Origin of the sequence: Streptomyces sp. XM83C (assembly GCF_023072675.1) — a bacterium.
GTDB lineage: Bacteria > Actinomycetota > Actinomycetes > Streptomycetales > Streptomycetaceae > Streptomyces > Streptomyces thermocoprophilus.
This window is the reverse complement of record NZ_JALLGL010000366.1, coordinates 1-5,638: the sequence shown is the minus strand read 5'-3', so window position 1 is coordinate 5,638 and position 5,638 is coordinate 1. Positions and strand designations below refer to the sequence as shown.

Below are 5,638 nucleotides of genomic sequence, written 5' to 3'. Positions count from 1 at the left end.
ACCCCCGACACCCCCACCATCGAGACCCTCGCCGCCTCCCTCGGCGTCCCGGCCTCCGCCACCCTGAAGAACCTCCTGGTCAAGGTGGACGGCGAGATCGTCGCCGTCGGCGTCCCCGGCGACCGCGAGGTCGACATGGACAAGGTCGAGGCCCACTTCGCCCCGGCGGTCGTCGAAATGGTCACCGAGGCCGACTTCGCCGCCCGTCCCGACCTGGTACGCGGCTACGTCGGCCCGCAGGGGCTGAGCGAGAAGGTGAAGTACGTCGCCGACCCGCGCATCGCCCCCGGCACCGCCTGGATCACCGGCGCCAACAAGCAGGACACCCACGCCAAGAACGTCGTCGCCGGCCGCGACTTCGAGGTCGACGAGTACGTCGACGTCGTGGTCGTGCAGGAGGGCGACCCCTGCCCGAACTGCGGCAGCGGACTGAAGCTCGACCGCGCCATCGAGATCGGCCACATCTTCCAGCTGGGCCGCAAGTACACCGACGCCCTCAAGCTCGACGTCCTCGGCCAGAACGGCAAGCCGGTCCGCGTCACCATGGGCTCCTACGGCATCGGCGTCTCCCGCGCCGTGGCCGCCCTCGCCGAGCAGACCGCCGACGACAAGGGCCTGTGCTGGCCCGCCGAGGTCGCCCCCGCCGACGTCCACGTCGTCGCCGCGGGCAAGGCCCTTCAGACCGAACTGGCCCTCGACGTCTCCGACAAGCTCGCCGCGGCGGGCGTACGCGTCCTCGTCGACGACCGGGCGGGCGTGTCCCCGGGCGTGAAGTTCACCGACGCGGAACTGATCGGCGTCCCCTGGATCCTGGTCGCGGGCCGCCGCGCGAGCGAAGGCGTACTCGAACTGAAGAACCGCCGCACGGGCGAACGCGAGGAACTCCCGGCAGAGGAAGCGGTGGCCCGACTCACGGCGTGAACCGGGCCGACCGGCCGGCAGTGCGGCGCGCTGCCGGGGGCCGGACTTGCCGCGTGGGCCGCCCGCTCCTGGGCGACAATTGCCGTCAAGCGGGCGGCCCGTGCGCCGACCTGCCGGCCTGCGGCCGCATCGACGTCCCCCGCCGCCTCACAGCCAGCTTGCGAACTCCAGCAGCAGCTCCGCGTCCCGTTCGCGTCCGACCCGTCGTGCCCGTACTCCGGATTCCACCGCTCGGAACAGCGTCCAGCCCCGCAGGCGTTCCTGGTCGACCTCCAGGGACTCCGCCAGCCTCTTCACCCGGCGTCTCGTCGTGCCCGGTCCCGAGGGGGAGGCGATCAGGTCCTCCACTCGGTCGCGGACCAGGCGGGCCAGGTCGAACGCGCACTCCCCGACCACCGGGTCCGGGCCCACCGCGAGCCACGGCATCCGGTCCGCCGACAGCACCTTGCTCTGCCGGAACGTGCCGTGCAACAGCCGAGCCTCCGGCGGGTCCGCCAGCAGCAGCTCCCGCGCCCGCAGAGCCTCCTCCACCAGCGGCGCCACCTCGGCGTCCCGCTCCGCCGTGGCCCGCATCGCCTCCGCCTGACGGCCCGTTCGCGCCCCGACCGTCTCGAAGGCGAAGCCGGCGGGCGGCTCCACCCACAGCCGCCTCAGCGTGCCCGCAGCCTCCAGCAGCGCCTTCGCCTCGGGGAGCGAGCGCACCGACACGTCCGGGTGCAGCCGCTCCAGCAGCAGCACCCCCCGCGCCGGGTCCGCGTCCAGGAGCTGTACCGCGCCCCGCCCGCCCCAGTGCGCGAGCGCGGCGTGTTCCGCCTCCGGCCGGGCGCGCGGCGGCGCCAGTTTGAGCACCGCCGGCGTGCCGTCCGGGCGCCGTACGAGCAGTACGAGGCTGCTGCGGCCCCCGGGGACCTGCACCCGCTCCACGGTCAACTCGCGCTGCGCCACCGCCCGGCTCGCCGCCTCCGGCAGCTGCTCCAGCCAGGCGTCACCGTCCGGTGCCGTCTCACCGAGCGCCCTCACCAGACGCTGCGGCGGTTCGAAAGCCATACGCGAGTCGATCCCCTTCTCTTTCAGCTCCGCGGCGCTACGCCGTCGGCGTCGGTGCGGCCGTTCCTTCCGTGGCCCGTTCCGCGAGCCCAGGGAAGGCTACGCTCTCCCCGCTCCACCGCACGGCCCGCACCGCGGCCTCCCGCAGCGCACCCGCCGCCTCCCGGCGCCGCTTCCCGGCCGTGGCCCGCACCAGGTCGGAGTAGACCCCGGCGACCCGCTGCTCGAGCTGGGCCGCGAGCCGTACGGCAGCCGTCGCGTCCGGCACCGGGAACGGCAGCGCGTACCCCGCCGCCGCGGCGACCGGCGTGCCGCCCAGGTCCCGCACCTCGCGCGTCAGGGCGTCCCGGCGTGCCCGGTGGGCGTCGTACGCGGCCCGTGCCTCCGTGCGGCGCCCGGCGTCGATCCGGCCGCCGACGACGCCGTACCCGTACACGGCGGCGTGCTCGGCGGCCAGCGCGGCCTGTAGCGCCTCCAGCTGTTCCGGAACCCCTGCCCCGCTCATCTCGCCGCCTCCGTCAGCAGATACGCGTGCACCGCACCGGCCGCCGCCACGGACGCCAGCAGCCGGGCCAGCTCCCCGTCGAGGCCGTCGAGCGCGGCGGTCCGCCGGTCGGCGAGCTCCTTCTCGGCGCCGGCCAGGTAGGCCAGCGCGGCCTTGTCGTCACCCGGCACCGGCACCCCCGGAGCGGAGGGCGACACCGAAGCGGAAGGCGATGCGGAAGCGGAGGCCGACCCGCTCGGCGAGGCCGATGCCGGCGCCCCGTGCGCCGTACGGCCACCGAACGCCTCCACGTGCCGCACGACCTCCGCCCGCAGCGGCGCGAGCCGTGCCGTCAGCGCGGGACGGGCGGCGAGCACGGCGTCGTACTGCTCCACCAGGCCCCGGCTGTCCAGCGCGGCACGCGCGCGTGTGCGCTCGCCGAGCGACGGGCTGCCCGCCGTGTGGCCGCCGGAGCCCTCGGGAGCGTCCGAGCAGCCGGCGAGCAGCACGGCACCCGCGGCCGTGGCGAGCAGGGATCTTCTGCGCGGCCCCGGAGGGATGCGCGGCGGGGCGGGGAACGGCACGGCAGGCGTCCTCGGGGAAGTCGTACGGAGGGGACGGCGGACCGCAGGGTCCGTGATCACCGTACCCGCGCCCGCCCGCGCGGCCACTCATCGGCACCGCGGGGGTCACGCGGTGGTCACGAGCAGCCACGGTGGCCGGCGCCGGCCACCGGCGACCCGAAGCCACGTCCCGCCACCCTCCGTGCACAGGTGGACGGCAACACCCTCCGCGACCGGATACCCTTTGACCAGACACGCGACCATCCCACAACAGCACACGCGGCCGAGGAGTCACCCGGATGAGCACCACCCAGAGCGAGAGGCTGCGAGACCTGCTGGAACCCCTCGTCGCCGCCCAGGGCCTGGACCTCGAAGAGATCGCCGTGGACTCCGTCGGACGCCGCCGTGTGCTGCGCGTCGTCGTCGACTCCGACACCGGGGCCGACCTGGACAAGATCGCCGATGTGAGCCGTGCGCTCTCGGCGAAGCTCGACGAGACGGACGCGATGGGCGAGGGCGAGTACACCCTCGAGGTCGGCACCCCGGGCGCGGAACGCCTCCTCACCGAGCACCGGCACTATGTCCGCGCCACAGGCCGTCTGGTGAAGTTCCAGCTGAGCGAGGGCGGCGACCTGGTCGCCCGGATCACCGCGGTCGACGACGAGGGACTCGACCTGGAAGTGCCCGGGGTCAAGGGGCGCAGGCCCACCGCGCGCAGACTCGCCTTCGGGGATATCGCGAAGGCGCGCGTGCAGGTCGAGTTCAATCGCAAGGAAAAGCACGAAGAGGAAGCGGAGGAGGCGTAGCCGTGGACATCGACATGAGCGCCCTGCGGGGCTTGGTACGGGAGAAGGAGATCTCCTTCGATCTGCTGGTCGAGGCGATCGAGTCCGCCCTCCTCATCGCCTACCACCGCACCGAGGGAAGCCGCCGCCACGCGCGCGTGGAGCTGAACCGGGAGACCGGGCATGTGACCGTGTGGGCGAAGGAGGACCCGGAGGACCTGGAGGAGGGGCAGGAGCCCCGCGAGTTCGACGACACCCCGTCCGGGTTCGGCCGTATCGCCGCCACCACGGCCAAGCAGGTCATCCTGCAGCGGCTGCGCGACGCCGAGGACGACGCGACGCTCGGCGAGTACGCGGGCCGTGAGGGCGACATCGTCACCGGTGTGGTCCAGCAGGGCCGCGACCCGAAGAACGTGCTCGTGGACATCGGCAAGCTGGAGGCCATCCTCCCGGTGCAGGAGCAGGTCCCCGGCGAGCAGTACCCGCACGGCATGCGGCTGCGCTCGTACGTCGTCCGGGTGGCGAAGGGCGTGCGCGGGCCGTCCGTCACGCTGTCGCGCACCCACCCGAACCTGGTGAAGAAGCTGTTCGCGCTGGAGGTGCCGGAGATCGCCGACGGTTCCGTCGAGATCGCCGCGATCGCCCGCGAGGCCGGCCACCGCACGAAGATCGCCGTACGGTCCACGCGCGCGGGGCTGAACGCCAAGGGCGCCTGCATCGGCCCCATGGGCGGCCGGGTGCGCAACGTGATGGGCGAGCTGAACGGCGAGAAGATCGACATCGTCGACTGGTCGGACGACCCGGCGGAGATGGTCGCGAACGCCCTGTCACCCGCTCGGGTGAGCAAGGTCGAGGTCGTCGACATGGCGACCCGGTCCGCCCGGGTGACCGTGCCCGACTACCAGCTCTCCCTCGCCATCGGCAAGGAAGGGCAGAACGCCCGTCTCGCGGCCCGGCTCACCGGTTGGCGGATCGACATCCGCCCCGACACCGAGCAGGGCGAGCCGGGGCAGCCGCAGGGCCGCGCCCAGGCAGGTCAGCAGGCGGGCCGGCGCGGCGGGGAATAGATCCCGGCCGCGGGGCGCTGAGATCACGACAGGTTTGTACGCGCCAGGTGTTCGACATCTGCCCCGAAGGGGTGAGGTGCGTACGGGGAGGTAGACTTAGCTGTGTCTGGCCGGACACGGGCCCGAGCATGCCCGGAACGCACCTGTGTGGGGTGCCGGGAACGAGCGGCCAAGACGGATCTGCTGCGGATCGTGGCGATCAAGGACGAGTGCGTCCCTGATCCACGCGGTACGCTGCCCGGCCGGGGTGCATACCTCCACCCCGCCCAGGTCTGTCTCGACCAGGCGGTGCGCCGCCGGGCGTTCACGAGGGCACTGCGCGCCCCGGGAGCGCTCGACACAAAGGCGTTGCGCCAGTACGTCGAGCGGACAACAGTTGCCGAGCAGGCAACACGGTAAGGAAAGACGTACCGCACGGAACCCCGTGCGGTGTAGGTACCTCGCGAGTCGAAAGCAGGTCGAGATTGCGATGAGCACTCGATGAGTACGCGATGAGTACGCCCATGAACTAGCGACGGTCCGGCCGCAACCCGGACCTCAAAGGAGCGAAGTGGCTAAGGTCCGGGTATACGAACTCGCCAAGGAGTTCGGTGTGGAGAGCAAGGTCGTCATGGCCAAGCTCCAGGAACTCGGTGAATTTGTTCGTTCGGCGTCTTCGACGATCGAAGCACCCGTAGTACGCAAGCTGACCGACGCCTTCCAGGGCGGTGGCAACGGCAAGTCCGCCGGCAAGCCCGCCCCGCGCAAGGCCTGTCCCTTTTAACAATCTCC

The 5,638-nt window shown here is 72.5% G+C and carries 7 protein-coding genes and 1 pseudogene; 5 read left to right on the top strand and 3 right to left on the bottom strand.

The genetic code is table 11. The features are described from left to right. A partial coding sequence (locus tag MTQ10_RS27280) for a YbaK/EbsC family protein (protein ID WP_247472911.1) occupies positions 1-921 on the top strand: 921 nt, incomplete at its 5' end. A gap of 147 nt (positions 922-1,068) precedes the next feature. On the opposite strand, the gene MTQ10_RS27275 is transcribed toward MTQ10_RS27280, so the two are convergent. The 3 genes from MTQ10_RS27275 to MTQ10_RS27265 are packed head-to-tail and all read right to left on the bottom strand — an operon-like array spanning position 1,069 to position 3,036. After that, positions 1,069-1,968 carry an aminoglycoside phosphotransferase family protein gene (locus MTQ10_RS27275; protein ID WP_247472910.1) on the bottom strand — a complete coding sequence of 300 codons (900 nt, stop codon included), beginning with the start codon at positions 1,966-1,968 and terminating at the stop codon, positions 1,069-1,071. Positions 1,969-2,005: 37 nt separating this feature from the next. Continuing rightward, complete coding sequence (locus tag MTQ10_RS27270) at positions 2,006-2,473, bottom strand: ferritin-like domain-containing protein (protein WP_247472909.1); 468 nt, start codon at positions 2,471-2,473, stop codon at positions 2,006-2,008. Next, the gene (locus MTQ10_RS27265) at positions 2,470-3,036 is read right to left on the bottom strand and encodes a hypothetical protein (protein ID WP_247472908.1); all 567 of its coding nucleotides are present in this window, start codon (positions 3,034-3,036) and stop codon (positions 2,470-2,472) included. The genes MTQ10_RS27270 and MTQ10_RS27265 overlap by 4 nt, the downstream gene beginning before the upstream one ends. Positions 3,037-3,314: 278 nt before the next feature. Here MTQ10_RS27265 and rimP point away from each other — a divergent pair, with 278 nt between their 5' ends. From rimP to MTQ10_RS27245, 4 genes and pseudogenes are all read left to right on the top strand, one after another. Further along, positions 3,315-3,821, top strand: coding sequence for a ribosome maturation factor RimP (gene rimP, locus MTQ10_RS27260; protein WP_247472906.1), 507 nt, complete (start codon positions 3,315-3,317; stop codon positions 3,819-3,821). Positions 3,822-3,823: 2 nt separating this feature from the next. After that, positions 3,824-4,867: a transcription termination factor NusA gene (gene nusA, locus MTQ10_RS27255; protein ID WP_247472905.1), complete on the top strand. Its 1,044-nt coding sequence runs from the start codon at positions 3,824-3,826 to the stop codon at positions 4,865-4,867. Positions 4,868-4,969: 102 nt separating this feature from the next. Next, the gene (locus MTQ10_RS27250; RefSeq protein ID WP_247472904.1) at positions 4,970-5,266 is read left to right on the top strand and encodes a YlxR family protein; all 297 of its coding nucleotides are present in this window, start codon (positions 4,970-4,972) and stop codon (positions 5,264-5,266) included. A gap of 151 nt (positions 5,267-5,417) precedes the next feature. Continuing rightward, positions 5,418-5,624, top strand: a pseudogene (locus MTQ10_RS27245) (translation initiation factor IF-2 N-terminal domain-containing protein); the annotation flags it as partial. Positions 5,625-5,638 lie beyond the last annotated feature (14 nt).

Bases quoted from the DNA above. Each gene is read 5' to 3' on its own strand.
- MTQ10_RS27275 (WP_247472910.1), bottom strand. From the start codon at position 1,968: ATGGCTTTCGAACCGCCGCAGCGTCTGGTGAGGGCGCTCGGTGAGACG.
- MTQ10_RS27270 (WP_247472909.1), bottom strand. From the start codon at position 2,473: ATGAGCGGGGCAGGGGTTCCGGAACAGCTGGAGGCGCTACAGGCCGCG.
- rimP (WP_247472906.1), top strand. From the start codon at position 3,315: ATGAGCACCACCCAGAGCGAGAGGCTGCGAGACCTGCTGGAACCCCTC.